16 protein-coding genes are annotated in these 16,008 nt (G+C 71.8%); 9 read left to right on the top strand and 7 right to left on the bottom strand.

Annotated features, from left to right (window positions below; all coding sequences use genetic code 11):
- Positions 1-88 precede the first annotated feature (88 nt).
- From BST11_RS08870 to BST11_RS08855, 4 genes are all read left to right on the top strand, one after another.
- Entirely contained in the window at positions 89-1,276 is a 1,188-nt protein-coding gene (locus tag BST11_RS08870) for an amidohydrolase family protein (protein ID WP_083137544.1), read from the top strand.
- A complete protein-coding gene (locus tag BST11_RS08865; protein ID WP_083137543.1) occupies positions 1,270-2,991 on the top strand; it encodes an N-acyl-D-amino-acid deacylase family protein in 1,722 nt (573 codons plus the stop codon). The genes BST11_RS08870 and BST11_RS08865 overlap by 7 nt, the downstream gene beginning before the upstream one ends.
- Positions 2,988-4,196 carry a cytochrome P450 gene (locus tag BST11_RS08860; protein ID WP_244897580.1) on the top strand — a complete coding sequence of 403 codons (1,209 nt, stop codon included), beginning with the start codon at positions 2,988-2,990 and terminating at the stop codon, positions 4,194-4,196. The genes BST11_RS08865 and BST11_RS08860 overlap by 4 nt, the downstream gene beginning before the upstream one ends.
- 69 nt (positions 4,197-4,265) lie before the next feature.
- Complete coding sequence (locus BST11_RS08855; protein ID WP_083137542.1) at positions 4,266-6,218, top strand: aconitate hydratase; 1,953 nt, start codon at positions 4,266-4,268, stop codon at positions 6,216-6,218.
- Positions 6,219-6,249: 31 nt separating this feature from the next.
- On the opposite strand, the gene BST11_RS08850 is transcribed toward BST11_RS08855, so the two are convergent.
- The 5 genes from BST11_RS08850 to cobC are packed head-to-tail and all read right to left on the bottom strand — an operon-like array spanning position 6,250 to position 10,826.
- On the bottom strand, positions 6,250-6,813 hold the full coding sequence (locus BST11_RS08850; protein ID WP_083137541.1) for a TetR-like C-terminal domain-containing protein: 564 nt from the start codon (positions 6,811-6,813) through the stop codon (positions 6,250-6,252).
- 17 nt (positions 6,814-6,830) lie between these two features.
- Positions 6,831-7,928 carry a bifunctional RNase H/acid phosphatase gene (locus BST11_RS08845; RefSeq protein WP_083137540.1) on the bottom strand — a complete coding sequence of 366 codons (1,098 nt, stop codon included), beginning with the start codon at positions 7,926-7,928 and terminating at the stop codon, positions 6,831-6,833.
- Positions 7,925-8,662 (bottom strand): zinc ribbon domain-containing protein, encoded by a 738-nt coding sequence (locus tag BST11_RS08840; RefSeq protein WP_083137539.1) that lies wholly within the window; start codon positions 8,660-8,662, stop codon positions 7,925-7,927. Before BST11_RS08840 ends, BST11_RS08845 begins: the two co-directional genes overlap by 4 nt.
- Positions 8,659-9,798, bottom strand: a complete 1,140-nt coding sequence (locus tag BST11_RS08835) for a Nif3-like dinuclear metal center hexameric protein (RefSeq protein ID WP_083137538.1) — start codon at positions 9,796-9,798, stop codon at positions 8,659-8,661. The genes BST11_RS08840 and BST11_RS08835 overlap by 4 nt, the downstream gene beginning before the upstream one ends.
- Positions 9,795-10,826: an Rv2231c family histidinol phosphate aminotransferase CobC gene (gene cobC / locus BST11_RS08830; RefSeq protein WP_083137537.1), complete on the bottom strand. Its 1,032-nt coding sequence runs from the start codon at positions 10,824-10,826 to the stop codon at positions 9,795-9,797. The genes BST11_RS08835 and cobC overlap by 4 nt, the downstream gene beginning before the upstream one ends.
- A 104-nt stretch (positions 10,827-10,930) precedes the next feature.
- Here cobC and BST11_RS08825 point away from each other — a divergent pair, with 104 nt between their 5' ends.
- Genes BST11_RS08825 through BST11_RS08815 form a run of 3 tightly spaced genes read left to right on the top strand, consistent with a single transcriptional unit; the run spans position 10,931 to position 12,877 of the window.
- Complete coding sequence (locus BST11_RS08825) at positions 10,931-11,575, top strand: HAD-IA family hydrolase (protein WP_244897579.1); 645 nt, start codon at positions 10,931-10,933, stop codon at positions 11,573-11,575.
- A complete protein-coding gene (locus tag BST11_RS08820) occupies positions 11,568-12,059 on the top strand; it encodes a low molecular weight protein-tyrosine-phosphatase (protein WP_083137536.1) in 492 nt (163 codons plus the stop codon). The genes BST11_RS08825 and BST11_RS08820 overlap by 8 nt, the downstream gene beginning before the upstream one ends.
- Positions 12,059-12,877 carry an SURF1 family cytochrome oxidase biogenesis protein gene (locus BST11_RS08815; RefSeq protein WP_083137535.1) on the top strand — a complete coding sequence of 273 codons (819 nt, stop codon included), beginning with the start codon at positions 12,059-12,061 and terminating at the stop codon, positions 12,875-12,877. The genes BST11_RS08820 and BST11_RS08815 overlap by 1 nt, the downstream gene beginning before the upstream one ends.
- Here BST11_RS08815 and BST11_RS08810 read toward each other — a convergent pair.
- Positions 12,859-13,782 (bottom strand): cobalamin biosynthesis protein, encoded by a 924-nt coding sequence (locus tag BST11_RS08810; RefSeq protein WP_083137534.1) that lies wholly within the window; start codon positions 13,780-13,782, stop codon positions 12,859-12,861. The two genes, BST11_RS08815 and BST11_RS08810, sit on opposite strands and share 19 nt — an antisense overlap.
- Before the next feature lie 60 nt (positions 13,783-13,842).
- Between BST11_RS08810 and BST11_RS08805 the strand changes: the two genes are divergently transcribed.
- Positions 13,843-14,658, top strand: a complete 816-nt coding sequence (locus BST11_RS08805; RefSeq protein ID WP_083137533.1) for an oxygenase MpaB family protein — start codon at positions 13,843-13,845, stop codon at positions 14,656-14,658.
- Positions 14,658-14,816, top strand: a complete 159-nt coding sequence (locus BST11_RS27065) for a hypothetical protein (RefSeq protein WP_372509718.1) — start codon at positions 14,658-14,660, stop codon at positions 14,814-14,816. The genes BST11_RS08805 and BST11_RS27065 overlap by 1 nt, the downstream gene beginning before the upstream one ends.
- Before the next feature lie 59 nt (positions 14,817-14,875).
- On the opposite strand, the gene BST11_RS08800 is transcribed toward BST11_RS27065, so the two are convergent.
- Entirely contained in the window at positions 14,876-16,003 is a 1,128-nt protein-coding gene (locus BST11_RS08800) for an epoxide hydrolase family protein (RefSeq protein WP_083137578.1), read from the bottom strand.
- Positions 16,004-16,008: the final 5 nt, after the last annotated feature.

Below are 16,008 nucleotides of genomic sequence, written 5' to 3'. Positions count from 1 at the left end.
TGCTGGTGTGGCCGATGTGACGCGGATCTGACTATGCCCCGTTGTCTGCCCGTTGACAGTGCCGGGAAAACGACCATAGTCATCAGGTATGGCGCTGCTGCCAGACCCCGATCCCCGGCAGCGACAGCACGTCGTGATCTCGGTCGACGACCACGTCATCGAGCCACCGGACATGTTCGTCGGGCGGCTTCCCGCTGCGCTCGCCGACCGCGCGCCGACGGTCGTCGAGACCGACGACGGGCGGCAGGTGTGGCGTTACGAGGGCCGCGAGTACCCGAACATCGGCCTCAACGCGGTGATCGGCCGGCCACGCGAGGAATGGAGCATGGAGGCCGCCCGGTTCGACGAGATGCGGCGCGGCTGTTGGGATATCGACGCGCGCATCGCCGACATGGATCTCGCCGGCATCTGGGCGTCGCTGAACTTCCCGTCGCTGATCGCCGGTTTCGCCGGCACCGTGTTTTGGAAGAGCGACGATCTGGAGCTGGGGCTGGCCACCCTAAGGGCCTGGAACGACTGGCATCTCGAGGTGTGGGCGGCGGCCTACCCCGACCGGATCATCCCGCTGCAGCTGCCGTGGCTCGCCGACCCGCAGCTCGCGCCCGAGGAGGTCCGCCGCAACGCCGCGCGCGGCTTCAAGGCCGTCAGCTTCCCCGAGCTGCCCGCCCAATGCGGCATGCCCAGCCTGCACAGCGGCGTGTGGGACCCGTTCTTCGCGGCCTGCGAGGAGACCGGCACCGTCGTGTGCCTGCACACCGGTTCGGCGCAATGGGCGCCGATCCCGGCCCCCGACACGCCATTTGAGACCATCACCACGCTGTTCCCGGTCAACGGCCTGGTCGCCTGCGCGGACATGCTGTGGTCGGGCATCCCGGTGCGCTACCCGAGGCTGAACATCACGCTGGCCGAGGGCGGGTTGGGCTGGGCGGCCATGCTCGGCGACCGCGCCGATTACGTTCTCGCGCACTCGGCTTCGGGTTACGAAGGCGGGGCGTGGAAGGGCGACCTGCTGCCCAGCGAGGTGCTGCGGCGCAACTTCTGGTTCTGTTCCATCGACGACCCGCACGCGTTCGGCGCGCTGGACGCCATCGGGGCCGACCGGATCCTCGTCGAAAGCGACTACCCGCACGCCGATTCCACCTGGCCCGACACCCAACAGGTGGTGGCGCGCAACGTCGCGGGCCTGTCGCCCGAAGACGCCGCGAAGATCACCCATCGCAACGCGGCACAGCTGTTCGACCACCCACTACCCGACGAGGAGTGGCTCGCATGTTAGATCTGCTGATTCGCGACGCCCAGATCGTCGACGGCACGGGCGCGCCCGCCCGCCACGGTGACGTCGGCATCCGCGACGGGCGCATCGTCGCCGTGGGCGAGGTGGCCGATCCGGCGGCGAAAACCGTTGACGCGCAAGGACAGACGCTGGCGCCGGGTTTCGTCGACCTGCACACCCACTACGACGCGCAGCTGTTCTGGGACCCGACCGCGAGCCCGTCGGTGCAGCACGGGGTCACCACGGTCTTCGGCGGCAACTGCGGTTTCACGCTGGCGCCCGCGGCCCCCGAGCAGCAGGACTACCTCACCCGGATGCTCGCGCGGGTGGAGGGGATGCCGCTCGAGGCGCTGCGTGCGGGCCTGGACTGGGTATGGGCCTCGTTCGGCGACTGGCTCGGCCGCCTCGAGGGCCGCATCGCGGTCAATGCCGGTTTCCTGGTAGGGCATTCGGCGCTGCGGCTGGCCGCGATGGGCGGCGACGGCATCGGCGCCGAGGCCACCCCGGACCAGATCGACACGATGGTCGCGGTGCTGCACGACGCGCTGGCCGCCGGCGGCCTGGGACTGTCCACCAGCCAGTCCCCCACCCACAACGACGGCTCCGGCCAGCCGGTGCCGTCGCGCGGCGCGACGCGCGACGAATTGGTGGCGCTGGCCGCCGGCCTGCGCGACCACCCGGGCACCACGCTGGAGGCGATCATCGCCGGTTGCCTGTCGGGCTTCACCGACGACGACGTCGCGCTGCTCACCGACATGTCGGTGGCCGCCGGGCGCCCGCTGAACTGGAACCTGCTCGGCGTGTCGGCGGCCAACCCGGACGGGCACCGAAAGCAGTTGCGCGCCTCCGAAATCGCCGCCGAGCGCGGGGGCCGGGTGGTGGCGCTCACCCTGCCGCAGGCGATGAAGATCCGGCTGTCGTTCCTGTCGGGTTTCGTGCTCGACGGGCTGCCGGGCTGGCGGGACACGATGCACCTGCCCGTACCGGAGCGGCTCAGGGCGCTCGCCGACCCCGCGGTGCGCCGCCGCCTCGCCGAGGGCGCCTCCTCGAAGGAGGCCGGCATGCTGCGCGGCCTCGCGCAATGGGACCGGCTGGTCGTCGTCGAGACGTTCGCGCCGCAGAACGACGACGCGACCGGCCGCAGCGTCGGCGAGGTCGCCGCGGCCCGGGGCGGCGAGCCCTTCGACACGCTGTGCGACATCGTGATCGCCGACGAGCTGCGCACCGGGCTCACCCCCCCGCTGACCGGCGACAGCGCGGACGACTGGAAGATGCGCGCCAAGGTGTGGCAACACCCGGGCGCGGTGATCGGCGGCTCGGACGCCGGCGCCCACCTCGACATGATGTGCGGCGCGATCTACACGACGTCGCTGCTGGGCCGCGGCGTCCGCGAGCACCAGGTGGTGACCCTCGAGGAGGCCGTCCGGCTGATCACCGACGTGCCGGCCCGGTTCTACGGGCTGTCCGAACGCGGGCGCATCACCCCCGGCTGGCACGCCGACCTGGTGCTGTTCGACCCGGCGACGGTCGACCACGGCCCCGAGCGCACCCGCTACGACCTGCCGTCGGGGGCGCCGCGGCTGGTCGCCGATGCCCACGGCATCACCTCGGTGTGGGTCGGCGGCGTCGAGGTCTGCCGCGACGGCGCCGCGACCGGCGCGCTGCCCGGCACCGTGCTGCGCTCCGGGCGCGACACCGAGACGGTGTCCCCGTCGTGAGCGTCGAGGAATTCGATCCCGCCGAGCTGCAGACCGGGCTGCTCATGCAGGTCGAGAACGTGCACGAGCGGCTGCGCGAGGCGCGGGCCCGCCACCGCGTGATGGTGGGCAACCCGTTCGACGAGGTCCGCGCCGGTCAGATCGGCGAGCTCGGGGTGACGGTGCTCGGCTACGACGAATGCCAGACGGTGCTCACCCACCCCGACGCGTTCTCGTCGTCGATCTACGACCAGATCATGGGACCGGTCATGGGCCGCACCCTGCTCGAGCTCGAGGGGGCCGAGCACCGGGCCAGCCGGGCGCTGGTGTCGCCGTCGTTCCGCACCGCGCTGCTGGAGCGCTGGCGCACCGACCTGGTGGAGGTGGTGGTGCACGAGCTGCTCGACCGGTTCGCGCCGCGCGGGCGCGCCGAGCTGGCCCGCGAGTTCACCTTCGCGTTCCCCGTCCAGGTCATCGCGCGGATCATGGGCCTGCCGCGGCAGGACTACGTGCGCTTCCAGCGGCTGTCGATCGAATTGCTCAACGTCGTCTACGACTGGGACCGCGGCCTCGCCGCGTCGCGGGCGCTGAAAATCTACCTCGGGGAGATCCTCGCCGAGCGGCGCCGCCGCCCCCAGGACGACCTGATCAGCACGCTGGCGGAGTCCGAGATCGACGGCGCTCGGCTGACCGACGACGAGATCTTCGCGTTCCTGCTGCTGATCCTGCCGGCCGGCGTCGAAACGACCTACCGCGCCTCGGGCAACCTGCTGGTCGCGCTGCTCACCGAGCCGGCCCTGCTCGACGCGCTGCGCGCCGATCGCGGCCTGCTGCGCGGCGCCTTCGAGGAGGCACTGCGCTGGGAGCCGCCCATCACCACCGTGGTGCGGCGGGCGGTGCGCGACTGCGAGCTCGACGGGGTCGCGATCCCGGCGGGCACCAACGTCAGCGTCAGCGTCGCGGCCGCCAACCGCGATCCGGCCCGCTACCCCGACCCGGACCGCTTCGACCCCACCCGCAGTAACATCGCGCACCTGACGTTCGGCGGCGGCCCCCACCTGTGCCTGGGCATGCACCTGGCGCGGATGGAAGCGGCCGTGGCCATCAACGCGCTGCTCGACCGGCTGCCCGACGTGCGCCTCGACCCCTGCGCCCCGGCACCGCACGTCGTCGGCGTGGCGTTTCGATCCCCGGCGACCCTGCCGGTTCAGTTCACGCCGGCTTAGACCCGGAGTGCGCTGGCCGGACGCGGGGTACCCCCTTTTCGACGCACGCTGCCAGAAAGGGAACGGGGTATGTCCACCAACGTCACGCACAAGCTGATCGGCTCGCATCTGGAATCGGGCGACATGACACCGGGCGAGGAGATCGCGATCCACATCGACCAGACGCTGACGCAGGACGCGACCGGCACGCTGGTCATGCAGGAACTCGAGGCGCTCGGGCTCGATCACGCTCGCACCGAGGTGAGCGTGCAGTACGTCGATCACAACCTGTTGCAGGGCGACGAGAAGAACGCCGAGGATCACGAGTATTTGCGCACCGCGGCCCAACGGTTCGGCCTCTGGTTCTCCAAGCCCGGCAACGGCGTCTCCCACCCGACCCACATGCAGCGCTTCGGCGTCCCCGGCAAGACGATGGTGGGATCCGACTCGCACACCCCGGCCGCCGGTTCGCTGGGCATGCTCGCGATCGGTGTGGGCGGCCTCGAGGTGGCGCTCGCGATCACCGGACGACCCCTGCACATCCGCATGCCCGAGGTGTGGGGCGTGCGGCTGGAGGGCGAGCTGCCGGAGTGGTGCTCGGCCAAGGACGTGATCCTGGAGATGTTGCGCCGCCACGACGTCAAAGGCGGCGTGAACCGGATCATCGAGTATCACGGCCCCGGCCTGGCGACGCTGACCGCGATGGACCGGCACGTCATCGCCAACATGGGGGCCGAACTCGGGGCCACGACAACGGTCTTTCCCAGCGACGAGGCCGTTCGCGAGTTCCTGCGGGCCGAAGGACGCGAGGACGACTGGGTCGAATTGGTGGCCGACGAGGGCGCCGGCTACGACGTCGAGGACACGATCGACCTGTCGGACATCGAGCCGCTGATCGCCAAGCCCACCTCGCCGGGCAACGTGGTGCCCGTGCGCGAGGTGGCCGGCGAGGAGATCGCGCAGGTGGTGATCGGCTCCAGCGCCAACCCCGGGCTCCGCGATTTCGCGATCGCCGCCGCGATGGTGGCCGGACGGCAGACCGTGCCGCAGGTCAGCTTCGACGTCAACCCGACGTCGCGCGAGATCCTGGCCGACCTGACGAAGATGGGCGCGACGCTGGATCTGGTGGAGGCCGGGGCCCGCATCCACCAGGCGGGGTGCATGGGCTGCATCGGAATGGGCCAGGCTCCGGCCGTGGGTCGCAACTCGCTGCGCACCATGCCGCGCAACTTTCCCGGCCGGTCGGGCACCAAGGAGGACGCGGTGTGGCTGTGCTCGCCGGAGACCGCGGCGGCGTCGGCGCTGACGGGGGTGATCACCGACCCGCGCGACTGGGCCGCCGACGTGGGCATGGATTATCCCAAGCTCGCTCTGCCCGAACGCAATTCGATCAACACCGCGATGCTGGTGCCCCCGCTGGACGAGGAGGAGGCGCAGCGCGTCGAGCCGGTGAAGGGCCCCAATATCTCCAGCCTGCCGGAGCTCACGCCGCTGCCCGACGAGATCGAGGCGCCGGTCCTACTCAAAGTGGGCGACAACGTCTCCACCGACGAGATCTCGCCCGCCGGGGCGCGGGCGCTGCCGCTTCGTTCCAACATTCCCAAGCTGGCGATGTTCAGCTTCACCCAGATCGACGACTCCTACCCCGAGCGGGCCGAGCACGAATCGGAAACCGGTCACATCGTCGTCGGAGGCGACAACTACGGTCAGGGCTCCTCGCGCGAGCACGCCGCGATCGCGCCGCGTCACTTGGGTCTTCGGGTCGTCATCGCCAAGTCGTTCGCGCGCATCCACTGGCAGAACCTGGCCAACTTCGGCATTCTCGCGCTCGAGTTCGACGATCCGGCGGACTACGACTCGGTCGACCAGGATGACAGGCTGTGCATCCGAAACCTGCGTGCGATCGCGAAAGAGGACACCCTGCGCGTCGACAACGTCACCAAAGGCTCATCCTTCGTTGCGCGACATCGCCTTTCGCCACGGCAGGTCAAGGACGTTTTGGCCGGCGGCTTGATCCCGCGGCTCGCCGAAGAAGAAAAGTGACGCCGCCTGAAACCTAGACGCCGCCCGAAACCTACTTGCGGGCGAGCGCGTGCCACGCCATGTCGGCGACGGCCGCGCAGTACTTTTCGTCGATGGGCTCGTCGGAGTACAGGGCGCGGATGTTCAGCGGCGCCAGCACCATCAGCACGGCGGCCAAGGTGTTGACGTCCTCGCGCAACTCACCCCGCTGCCTGGCCCGGTCCACCACCGCCCGCACGCCTTGGAAACGGGCCGCCCAGAACATCTTCCGGGTCTCCTCGTCGTGGTGCCCCGGCCGGTCCATGGCCACCGCCCGCACCATGGTGCGCCCGACGTCGGTGTTGAGCCGTTCGGTCAGCGCCCGCGCCAGCGCCGTCAGGTCGCCGCGCAGCGAGCCGGTGTCGGCCCGCGCGGTCTGGGTCTCCACGTCCGCGATCGCGGCGTCGACGATGAGCCGTTGCCGATCGCCCCAGTAGCGGTAGACCGTCGCGGCGTCGAGCTGGTGGCGCTCGGCCATGGCCTCCACGCTGAACCGCTCGACCCCCCAACGGGCCAACTCGTCGATCACCGCAGGCATCACTCGTGCCCGGACATCGGGCGGGACGGACGGCTGCATCGATCCTCGACAACCCCCTATAGATAACCGGTCTGGTTCACCAGCCGCACGGAAGACGCTCCGTCGGAATAGAACTCGGCGATGCTCAACGACGCCAGGTCCAGGTGCAGCCGGTACAGGATGTTGGGCCCGGCGTCCAGCGCCAGCCGCAGCAGCATCTTGATCGGCGTCACGTGGGACACCACCAGCACCGTCGCCCCCTCCTGCGCGGCGACGATCCGCTCGCGCACCCGCAGCACCCGCTCGAGCACCGCGTCGAAGCTTTCCCCGCCCGGCGGCGTCGTACTCGTATCGCGCAGCCAGCGCCGGTGCAGCTCCGGATCGCGTTCGGCCGCCTCGGCGAACGTCAACCCCTCCCACGCGCCGAAGTCGGTCTCGATCAGGTCGTCGTCGACGGTGACGTCCAAGCCCAGCGGCTTGGCGACCGCCGCGGCGGTGTCGTAGGCGCGCTGCAGCGGCGACGAGAACACCGCGGCGATCCCGCCGCGCTCCGCCACGTACCGCGCCGCCGCCCCGGCCTGCTGGCGTCCCATCTCCGTCAGCGCCGGGTTACCCCGCCCGGAATAGCGGCGCTGCGCCGACAACTCCGTCTGCCCGTGCCGCAGCAACAACAGCCGCGTGGGGGTGCCCCGGGCACCGGTCCAGCCGGGGGCCGGCGGGGCCTGGGCCGCCACCGCTTTCGCGGGTTTCGCGGGCTCGGGATCCTCGATGCCGGCGGCGGCGTCCATCGCCTCGTTGGCCAACCGGTCGGCGTCGGCGTTCCGGGCCCGCGGGACCCAGGCGTAGCTGATCCGGTCGAACCGCGACGCCAGCTCCCGCGCCCGGGCGTGCAGCTCGATCAGGTCGGGATGCTTGACCTTCCAGCGTCCGGACATCTGCTCGACCACCAGCTTGGAGTCCATGAAGACCTCGGCCTCGGTGGCGCCCAGCTGCGCGGCGTCGTCCAATCCCGCTATCAGGGCCCGGTATTCGGCGACGTTGTTGGTGGCGACGCCGATGGCCTGTTTGCTCTCGGCGAGCACCGTCGACCGGTCGGCGCTGCGTACCACCGCGCCGTAGCCGGCCGGGCCCGGGTTGCCGCGCGAGCCGCCGTCGGCTTCGATGACGACCTTCACTGCTCGAATCCCTTGACGCGCAACAGGATCGCGCCGCACTCGGGGCAACGCACCAGCTCGTCTTCGGGTGCGGCCGAAATGCGGGACAATTCCCCGCGGCCAATCTCGATCCGGCACGCCCCGCATCGATGCCCGAGCAGCGGCCCGGCGCCCGCCCCTCCCCTGGCGCGCTGCCGTTCGTAGAGGGCGGACAGGGCGGGATCCAGGGCCGCGGTCAGCGTGTCGCGCCGCGACGAATGGGCCTGCCGGGCATCTTCGATCTCGGCGACCGCGGCATCGAGGGCCCGCTGGGCGCTTTGCAGCTCGGACCGCAGCGTCTCGACCGCGTTCTGCTCGGAGGCCACCTGGGCCTGCAGCTCCTCCCGGCTCTCCATGACCTCCAGCAGGGAGTCCTCCAGGCTGGTCTGCCGCCGGACCAGCGTCTCGAGCTCGTGCTGCAGGTCCGCCAGCTGCTTGGCGTCGGTGGCACCGGATTTCAGCATCGCGCGGTCGCGGTCTTCGCGCTGGCGCACCGCGTCGATCTCCGACTCGAACCGCGACGCCTGGGCGTCCAGGTCCTCCAGCGCGATGCGCAGCGCCCCCAGCCGGTCACCGGCGGCGGTGTGTTCGGCCCGGATGCGCTCCAGGGTCTCCCGCTGCGGCAGGTGGGTGGACTTGTGCGCGATGCGGGACAGCTCCGCGTCCAGCTTCGACAACTCCAGCAGCGAAAGTTGCTGTTCCACCTCGGCTTTCATTGCTGATCTCCCCCACCTTCGTACGCAAGCTCCCAGGGATCGGTGCGGATCGTGCACACCCGCACGGGCAGCGCCTCGCCGAAACGGGCCCGCAGCATGCCGGCGGCCTGCTCGCACCACGGAAATTCGCTCGCCCAGTGCGCCACGTCGACCAGCGCCACGTCCGAGGCCCTGCGATGCTCGTCGGCCGGATGGTGGCGCAGGTCGGCGGTGACATAGGCCTGCACGCCCGCGCCGGCCGCCGCGGCCAGCAGCGAGTCCCCGGCTCCGCCGCACACGGCGACCCGCGACACGGGCGCGTCGGGGTCCCCCGCCGCGCGCACGCCCCAGGACGTCGGCGGCAGCGCGGCGCCGACGCGGGAGACGAAGCTGCGCAACGGTTCCGGCCTCGCCAGCGTGCCGATGCGGCCCAGCCCGGCGTCGCCAGGCGGGGCCACCAGCGCGAAGATGTCGAACGCGGGCTCCTCGTAGGGGTGGGCGGCGCGCATCGCCGCCAGCACGGCGCCGCGGGCCCGCGCGGGGGCGACGACCTCGAACCGGTCCTCGGCGACCCGCTCGACGCTGCCGACGCTGCCCACCGCCGGCGAGGCGCCCTCGTGCGGCAGGAACTGCCCGATGCCGCTGACGCTCCAACTGCAGTGCGAATAGTCGCCGATGTGGCCCGCACCCGCCGCGAACACGGCCTCCCGCACCGCGTCCGCGTTCTCGTGCGGGACGTAGATGACCCACTTGTCGAGGTCGCCCGCGGCCGCGAGCGGTTCGAGCACGCCCTCGACGGTGAGGCCGAGCGCCTCGGCGAGCGCGTCGGACACTCCCGGTGATGCCGAGTCGGCGTTGGTGTGCGCGGTGAACAGGGAGCGCCCGGTCCGGATCAGGCGGTGCACGAGCGCGCCCTTCGGCGTGCTCGCGGCCACGGTGTCGACCCCGCGCAGCAGCAACGGGTGATGGGCCAGCAGCAGGCCGCGCTCGGGGACCTCGTCGACGACGGCCGGCGTCGCGTCGACGGCGATCGTCACCGACTCCAGCGCATCGCCGGGATCGCCGCACACCAGGCCGACCGAATCCCATGACTGGGCGAGCGACGGCGGGTACGCCTCGTCCAGCGCCTCGATGACGTCGGCCAGCCGCACGCTCACCGCAGCACCCCGGCGATCGCGTCGGCCAGCAGCGGCCACTCGGGCCGCACCGCCGCCCTCAGGTACCGTTCGTCCAGGCCGACGAACGTGTCGCACCGACGGATGGCGATCCCTTTGCGCCCCAGGCTGTTTCGCAATCGCTCGGTGTCGGGCGTCCGGAACAACACGAACGGGGCCCGGCCGTCGACCACGTCGGCGCCCGCCGCGGCCAGGCCGGCGACCATCGCCTCGCGCAACCCGGCCAGCCGCAGCGCGCCGGCCGCCGCCTCGGCGACGGCCGGCGGCTCACAGCATGCTGCGATCGCGGTCAGCTGCAGGATGCCCACGGGCCAGTGCGCGCGCCGGGCGGTCAGCCGCGCCAACACCTCCGGGGCGCCCAGCGCGTAGCCGACGCGCAGCCCGGCCAGCGCCCAGGTCTTGGTCAGGCTGCGCAGCACCAGCACGTCGGGCAGCGCCTCGCCGGCCAGCGACTCCGGCTCGCCGGGGACCGCGTCCGCGAACGCCTCGTCGACCACCAGAATCCGGCCGGGCCGGCGCAGCGCGAGCAGCTGCTCGCGGGTGTGCAACACCGAGGTGGGGTTGGTCGGGTTGCCCACCACGACCAGGTCGGCGTCCTCGGGCACGCGGGCGCCGTCGAGCCCGAACGGCGGCGCGAGGACGACGTGCTGCACGGGCACCCCGGCGGCCGCCAGCGCCGCGGCGGGCTCGGTGAACGAGGGCGCGACCACCGCCGCCCGCGCCGGGCGCAGGTTGGGCAGCAACGCGAACGCCTCCGCCGCCCCGGCCAGGGGCAGGACCTCGTCGCCGCGCCGGCCGTGCCGCCCGGCGGCCGCGCCCTGCGCGCGGCGCACGTCCTCGGCGCCCGGGTAGCGCGCCAGGTCGTCCAGCCGCGCGGCCAGCCGCCGCGTCAGCCAGCGCGGCGGTTGCGGGTGACGGACGTTGACGGCGAAATCGAGCATCCCGGGCGCGACGGCCTGGTCGCCGTGATAGCGCGCCGCCGCTGGCGGGCTCGGGTGCAGAGTCGCCATCAGTGAAACACTAGTGGCCCGCCGCAAGCGTGTGGCAGCAGTACCGTCGCACCGCGGTGCGGGCACCCCGGCGGCATCGAGAACGCATCGAGGACAATGGTGAGGTGACAGGCGCAATCGCAACAGCGCAGCTGGTCATCTTCGATCTCGACGGCACGCTGACGGACTCGGCGGACGGGATCGTGGCCAGCTTCCTGCACGCGCTGGGCCACATCGGCGCGGCGGTGCCCGAGGGCGACCTGACCGCGCGGATCGTGGGCCCGCCGATGGACGACACCCTGCGTACGCTGCTGGGCGAGTCGGCCGAGCAGGCGATCGCGGCCTTCCGCGCCGAGTACGGCGCACGCGGGTGGGCGATGAACACCCCGTTCGACGGGATCGAGGCGCTGCTGGGCGACCTGCGCGCCGAGGGCGTCCGGCTGGCCGTGGCCACCTCCAAGCTGGAACCGACCGCGCGGCGCATCCTGGCGCACTTCGGGCTGGACCGGCATTTCGAGGTCATCGCCGGCGCGGCGCCGGACGGCTCGCGCAAGACCAAGGAGGAGGTGCTGGCGCACGCGCTGCAGCAGCTCGCGCCGCTGCCCGAGCGCGTGCTCATGGTCGGCGACCGCAGCCACGACGTCGACGGCGCGGCCGCGCACGGCATCGACACCGTGGTGGTCGGCTGGGGCTACGGGCGGGCGGACACGTTCGGCGAGGTGACGCACGCCGCGACCGTCGACGAGCTGCGGAGGGCCCTGGGTGTCTGATCCCCTGCACATCACCTTCGTCTGCACCGGCAACATCTGCCGATCGCCGATGGCCGAGAAGATGTTCGCCGACCAGCTGCGCCGGCGCGGCCTGTCCGACGCGGTCCGGGTGACCAGCGCGGGCACCGGCAACTGGCACATCGGCAGCTGCGCCGACGACCGGGCCATCCGGGTCCTGCGCGCCCACGGCTATTCCACCGACCACTGCGCCGCTCAGCTCGACGAGGACCACCTGGCGGCCGACCTGGTGGTCGCGTTGGGCCGCAACCACGTTCGCATGCTGCGCCAGCTCGGCGTCGAGGACGACCGGATCCGGATGCTGCGATCGTTCGACCCGCGCTCGGGCTCCCACGCCCTTGACGTCGAGGACCCGTACTACGGCGCCCCGGAGGACTTCGAGGACGTTCTCGCCGTCATCGAGGCCGCCCTGCCCGGCCTGCACGCCTGGGTCGACGAACGGCTCACGGGGAACGGGCAGGCCTGATGCGGCGCCTGGCGTTTTTGCTGCGGCCGGGCTGGATAGCGCTGGCGCTGGTGGTCGTCGCCTTCACCTACCTGTGCTTCGTGGTGCTCGCGCCCTGGCAGCTCGGCAAGAACACCAAGACGTCGCGGGAGAACCACCAGATCGAGTCCGCACTCAACACCCCGCCCGTGCCACTGAAAACCCTGCTGCCGCAGCAGGACTCGTCGGCCCCGGACGCGCAGTGGCGCCGAGTGACGGCCACCGGGCACTACCTGCCCGACGTCCAGGTGCTGGCGCGGCTGCGGGTGGTCGACGGTGACCCGGCCTTCGAGGTGCTGGCGCCGTTCGTCGTCGACGACGGGCCCACCGTGCTGGTCGACCGGGGCTACGTGCGCCCCGAGCAGGGGTCGCACGTGCCCGCGATCGCCCGCCCGCCGGCGGAGACGGTGACCGTCACGGCGCGGCTGCGCAACTCCGAGGCCACCGCGCCGGGCAAGGACCCGTTCGTCGCAGACGGTGTGCGGCAGGTGTATTCGATCAACACCGCACAGGTCGCCGCGCTGACCAAAGTCCCACTCGCCGGGTCCTATCTGCAGTTGGTCGGCGACCAGCCCGGCGGGCTGGGCGTGATCGGCGTGCCGCACCTCGACGCCGGGCCGTTCCTGTCGTACGGCATTCAGTGGATTTCGTTCGGCATCGTGGCGCCGGTCCTGTTGGGCTACTTCGTGTATTCCGAGATCCGCGTCCGGCGCCAGGAAAAACACCACGCGGCCGGGGTTCCCGCGGCCCCGCAGACCGTCGAGGAGAAGCTCGCCGACCGCTACGGGCGCCGGCGGTAGGCCAGCAGCGCGACGGACAACACCGCCGCCGCCTGCACCACCCGCGACAGCCCCACCGCGCGGCGCAGGTCGGCCACCGTCGGCGGCGGCCCGTCGCCGAGCGTCGGCCGGATCTGCAGCCCGTATTCGTACTGGGTGGGCCCGCCGAGCCGGACGCCGAGCGCCCCGGCGAAGGCCGCCTCGACCACGCCCGCGTTGGGGCTGGGGTGCCGGGCCGCGTCGCGGCGCCAGGCGCGCGCCGCGCCCGAGGCCGAACCGCTGACGAACGGCGCGCACGCCACCACCAGCGCCGCGGTCACCCGCGCGGCCAGGTAATTGGCCAGGTCGTCCAAACGTGCTGCGGCCCAGCCGAATCGGATGTAGCGCGGGGATCGGTGGCCGATCATCGCGTCCAGGGTGTTGACGCCTCGGTAGGCCAGCACCCCGGGCACCCCGCCCGCCGTCGCCCACAACATCGGCGCCACCGCCGCGTCGGAGGTGTTCTCCGCGACCGATTCCAGCGCCGCCCGCGCCAGGCCGGCGCCGTCCAGCCGCGCCGGGTCGCGCCCGCACAGCGACGGCAGCAGCCGCCGGGCGCCGTCGACGTCGCCGCACTCGAGCAGCCGCGCCATTTCCGCGCCGGTGCGCGCCAGCGACGTCCCGCCCAGGCAGACCCACGTGGCCGCCGCGAGCGCCCCGGGGCACCGGGCGGCGACCGCACCGAGCATTGTCAGTGCGCCGACCGTCAGGCCCACGTGCAGCGCGCCGGCGGGCTTGGTGTCGCGGTAGGTGAACGGCTCCAGCGCCGCGGCCGTCCGGCCGAACGCCGCGACGGGGTGCCCCCGCTTCGGGTCGCTCAGCGCGAGATCGGCCAGGTAGCCGGCCAGCACGCCGGCGATCCGGGCCCGCCGCGTCGCCGCAAACATTCCCGCAGCGTCTCATACATGGTCTACTCGATTGATGCGACTCATCAGGCGACGTCCGTCATGAAGCGCCCCGCGACCCGGGTGGCCGACCTGCTCAACCCGGCGGCGATGTTGCTGCCCGCCGCGAACGTGATCATGCAGCTGTCCCTGCCCGGCGTGGGTTACGGGGTGCTGGAAAGCCCGGTGGACAGCGGCAACGTCTACAAGCATCCGTTCAAGCGGGCCCGTACCACCGGCACCTACCTGGCGGTCGCGACCATCGGGACCGAGTCCGACCGGGCCCTCATCCGCGCCGCCGTGGATGGCGCGCACCGGCAGGTCCGCTCGACGTCGTCAAGCCCGGTGTCCTACAACGCGTTCGACCCCAAGCTGCAGCTGTGGGTGGCCGCGTGCCTGTACCGCTACTTCGTCGAGCAGCACGAGTTTCTGCACGGTCCCCTGGACGACGCCACCGCCGACGCCGTCTATGCCGACGCCAGGCGGTTGGGGACCACGCTGCAAGTGCCCGAACGCATGTGGCCGCCGGACCGCGCCGCGTTCGAGGAGTACTGGAAACGCTCGCTCGACGAGCTGCACATCGACCCGCCGGTGCGCGAGCATCTGCGCGGGGTGGCCTCGGTGGTGTTTCTGCCGTGGCCGCTGCGGGCGCTCGCGGGGCCGTTCAATCTGTTTGCGACGACGGGGTTTCTGGCGCCCGAGTTCCGCGAGATGATGCGCCTGGACTGGTCGCAGGGCCAGCAGCGCCGGTTCGAGTGGCTGCTGGCCGCCCTGCGGCTGGCCGACCGGTTGATCCCCCACCGGGCGTGGATCCTCGGCTATCAGCTTTACCTGTGGGACATGCGATTTCGGGCCCGGCGGGGCCTGCGGATCGTCTAGTGGGACGTCTCACCGGCAAGGTCGCCGTCATCACCGGCGCGGGCTCGGGTATCGGGTGGGCGGCCGCCAGGCGATTCGCCGACGACCGGGCCCGCGTCGTCTGCGCCTCACCGGGCGGCCCGATGCTCGCCGGGCCACGCACCCCCCGCCGAGTGTGAAACTCACGACGCGTCGTCGGCGTGTCGCGTCGTGAAATGCACACTCGCGCCGGCGATGGTTAGCGCACCGTGGCGAAGAACGCCCGCAGGTCCTCCACGAACAGCTCGGGTTGTTCGAACGCGGCGAAATGCCCGCCGCGCGGCATGTCCGTCCAGTGGGTGATGTTGTAGGCCGGCTCGCACCAGCTGCGCGGCGGCTTCAGCAGCTCCCCGGGGAAAGCCGCGACGCCGGTGGGCAATTCGACGCGGTCCATCTGCCCCCAGACGCGGAAGCTCTCCCAGTACAGGCGCGCCGACGACGCGGCGGTGCCGGTCACCCAATAGACCATCACGTTGTCGAGCAACTCGTCGCGGGTGAACGCGTTCTCGGGATGCCCGTCGCAATCGGCCCAGGCCCAAAACTTTTCGACGATCCACGCCAGCTGCCCCACCGGCGAGTCGACCAGCCCGTAGCCCAGCGTCTGAGGCCGGGTGGACTGCTGCTTGGAATAGCCGGTGCCCCACTTGCGGTGCTCGGCCAGCGCGGCCATCGCCCGTTGCTCCCCGGGGGTCGGGTTGGCCGTCGATTCCTTGGCGGGCCGCCCGATCGGCATGTTCAGGTGGATGGCCGCGCAGTGCCCCCGGTTTCGGCCGATCTGTGTCGTCACCGCCGCGCCCCAGTCGCCGCCCTGGGCGCCGTAGCGGTCGTAGCCCAGCCGCAGCATCAGCGTCTCCCACGCCTCGGCGATCTTTTCCACGCCCCACCCGGTCCGGGTGGGCTTGCCGGAGAACCCGTACCCCGGCAGCGACGGGCAGACGACGTGGAAGGCGTCCTCGGCGCGCCCGGACGCCGGGTTGGTCAGCGGCTCGATCACCTTGTGGAACTCCACGATCGAGCCCGGCCAGCCGTGGGTGATCACCAGCGGGAAGGCGTCGTCGTGCGGGGAGCGCTGGTGGATGAAATGGATGTCCAGGCCGTCGATTTCGGTGACGAACTGATCGAAGCGGTTGAGCGCCGCCTCGCGCGAGCGCCAGTCGTATTTGTCGGACCAGTAGCCGGCCAGCTCGCGGGTGTACGCCAGTGGGATGCCCTGGCTCCAGTCGTCGACGCACTCGGCCTCGGGCCAGCGGGTGCGCGCCAACCGCGAACGCAGATCGTCGAGTACTTCGTCGGAAACGTCGATGCGAAACGGCTTCACCTTGGTCATCATCG

The organism is Mycobacterium alsense (genome assembly GCF_002086635.1).
GTDB classification, from domain to species: Bacteria; Actinomycetota; Actinomycetes; order Mycobacteriales; family Mycobacteriaceae; genus Mycobacterium; species Mycobacterium alsense.
This window is presented reverse-complemented; position numbering and strand designations above follow the sequence as displayed.

Bases quoted from the DNA above. Each gene is read 5' to 3' on its own strand.
- BST11_RS08870 (WP_083137544.1), top strand. From the start codon at position 89: ATGGCGCTGCTGCCAGACCCCGATCCCCGGCAGCGACAGCACGTCGTG.
- BST11_RS08865 (WP_083137543.1), top strand. From the start codon at position 1,270: ATGTTAGATCTGCTGATTCGCGACGCCCAGATCGTCGACGGCACGGGC.
- BST11_RS08855 (WP_083137542.1), top strand. From the start codon at position 4,266: ATGTCCACCAACGTCACGCACAAGCTGATCGGCTCGCATCTGGAATCG.
- BST11_RS08850 (WP_083137541.1), bottom strand. From the start codon at position 6,813: ATGCAGCCGTCCGTCCCGCCCGATGTCCGGGCACGAGTGATGCCTGCG.
- BST11_RS08840 (WP_083137539.1), bottom strand. From the start codon at position 8,662: ATGAAAGCCGAGGTGGAACAGCAACTTTCGCTGCTGGAGTTGTCGAAG.
- cobC (WP_083137537.1), bottom strand. From the start codon at position 10,826: ATGGCGACTCTGCACCCGAGCCCGCCAGCGGCGGCGCGCTATCACGGC.
- BST11_RS08815 (WP_083137535.1), top strand. From the start codon at position 12,059: ATGCGGCGCCTGGCGTTTTTGCTGCGGCCGGGCTGGATAGCGCTGGCG.
- BST11_RS08810 (WP_083137534.1), bottom strand. From the start codon at position 13,782: ATGTTTGCGGCGACGCGGCGGGCCCGGATCGCCGGCGTGCTGGCCGGC.
- BST11_RS08805 (WP_083137533.1), top strand. From the start codon at position 13,843: ATGAAGCGCCCCGCGACCCGGGTGGCCGACCTGCTCAACCCGGCGGCG.
- BST11_RS08800 (WP_083137578.1), bottom strand. From the start codon at position 16,003: ATGACCAAGGTGAAGCCGTTTCGCATCGACGTTTCCGACGAAGTACTC.